1 protein-coding gene is annotated in these 1,902 nt (G+C 30.9%); it reads right to left on the bottom strand.

Going from position 1 to position 1,902, the window contains the following annotated elements:
- Positions 1–244 precede the first annotated feature (244 nt).
- Complete coding sequence (locus I6U48_RS26980; protein WP_218323609.1) at positions 245–1,378, bottom strand: ISAs1 family transposase; 1,134 nt, start codon at positions 1,376–1,378, stop codon at positions 245–247.
- Positions 1,379–1,902 lie beyond the last annotated feature (524 nt).

The following is a 1,902-nucleotide window of genomic DNA, read 5'->3' as shown; positions in this document are numbered from 1 at the left end:
CAGGGCAAACGCATGAATATTTTTCTTCTTCTAAATCCCTGAAAGGAGATTTAAAAAAATGCCATAATGGCTCTTTATGTGGCAGGAAAATATTTAATGATGAGAGCCCTGATATTTATTACATAAATGAAATAAAGATATTTCAGGGACTTTATTAGTTCCACTAGGATTTTTTGTATAGAAAACAAGACAGTCCTTTTTCAGGATATGCCCAGTAATTGGTATACAATCTATCTGTGTTTCCCTATATAAAGTTTTTGATAAGTACCTGTTCAAGGTAATCATTATCTATAGAAGAAGCGAACCTTTTAGATTTTAAGCTATACTTTGGCTCAGTAGTATCTTTTCTTAAAATATTTAAAGCCATTCGTTTAAGCATAGCTAAATTTTGTGGTGCATTATCTTTTCTCACTCTGCGAGCATCTTCTTTGAATACAACATCAAGAAACCAATGAGTGCTTTCTATTCCCCAATGCTTTCTTACTGAATCTCCAAACTCCTCTATTGAGTCCTTTAAAGAAGAAATAAAGTATCTCTTTTCAACAGTTTTTTTACCTTTAATTTCACATTCACGTATAGCCATTCCTATACTCTTTAATCCTTTCCAATCATCTTTCATGGAAAGCCAATCTACATTTTCAACTAGAAAATATTTTCTTACTTCAATACGACCATGATCTTTGTCTTTGGTTATACAAGATTTTACCTTTAATCCATCAAAATTTGTTTTTTCAGCATCTTCAAAAAAATCCACCACATCAGTATGCAAATTGGTCTGATTTCCTTTAAGCGCAAGAACATAGTCAGCCTTTTTATCTATAATCTTCTCAGCTATTTTAGTCTGCGTTCCCATTGCATCAATAGTCACAATACAATTTTTTACAAACAGTAAATCTAATAGTTTTGGAATTGCTGTTATTTCATTGCTTTTCTCATCTGTTTTCACCTGTCCAAGTACCATTCCATTTTCACTTGCCCAAGCACTCACAATATGAATAGGAGATTTTTTATCATCTGTGTCAAAAGCTCCACACATAGTCTTGCCATCTATTGCAACGACTGATCTGTCTGCTAACGCAGCTATTTCTTTAACCCAATGAATAAAACATTTTTCAAACTGTTTTGGATCTATCCACCTAAAAGTTCTTTCAAATGTGTCATGTGAAGGAATTCCATTGGGAAGCTCAAGAAATTTTCGAAACCATTCTTCTCTTTTTATTGCAAATATCTCAATATCTTTCCAATCGCTTGCATTCGCAATGGTTGCTGCAACAGAGATAAATAGAATATCTATAAGTTTATGTCTAACTTTTGCTTGTTGCCTTTTATCTTTAATAACTCCAAAATAATTAATAAATAACGAATTATTATTGTCCATTAGAACACCCTCTTTTCTTAAATTTGAATAAAAGTTATATATATTTAATTATAGAATATTCAACATAAATTCAAAAAACAAAGAGTGTATCTGCTTCCTATATTTAGGATAACTTGTTTTGTTTTTTTATTCCCTAAATGCGATAGCATAGCCGGCAGGCCGCAAAAGGTCATAAACTAAATTTAATAGAAATGAAAAAGTTTAATCTATAAAAAATCAAGAAAAGACCGATAGGTTGCAGTATGGGATTTCCATATACCTCATTAGCTACGCTAAATAAGTTTTCTTTAAAATCAAAAATAATCTTTAAAAATCGAAATTCATTTAAATTATGATGCCTTACGGCTAAAAGATTTTTGAAGATTTTATTTTGCAGCTAAAAATTTGTTGTATAATCCCTTCAAAATGATTATACAACAAATCCTTGATTAAAAGGGCTTATTCACATTTTGTTAACTCATGCGTTTGCCCTGAATTATTAAGCATATTAATAAAATGTTACGTTATATAGGGGATGTCAGACC

The organism is Clostridium thailandense (assembly GCF_019207025.1).
Lineage (GTDB): Bacteria > Bacillota > Clostridia > Clostridiales > Clostridiaceae > Clostridium_AM > Clostridium_AM thailandense.
Note: the sequence above shows the minus strand (reverse complement) of the source record. Positions and strands in the feature narration are given on the sequence as shown.

Bases quoted from the DNA above. Each gene is read 5' to 3' on its own strand.
- I6U48_RS26980 (WP_218323609.1), bottom strand. From the start codon at position 1,378: ATGGACAATAATAATTCGTTATTTATTAATTATTTTGGAGTTATTAAA.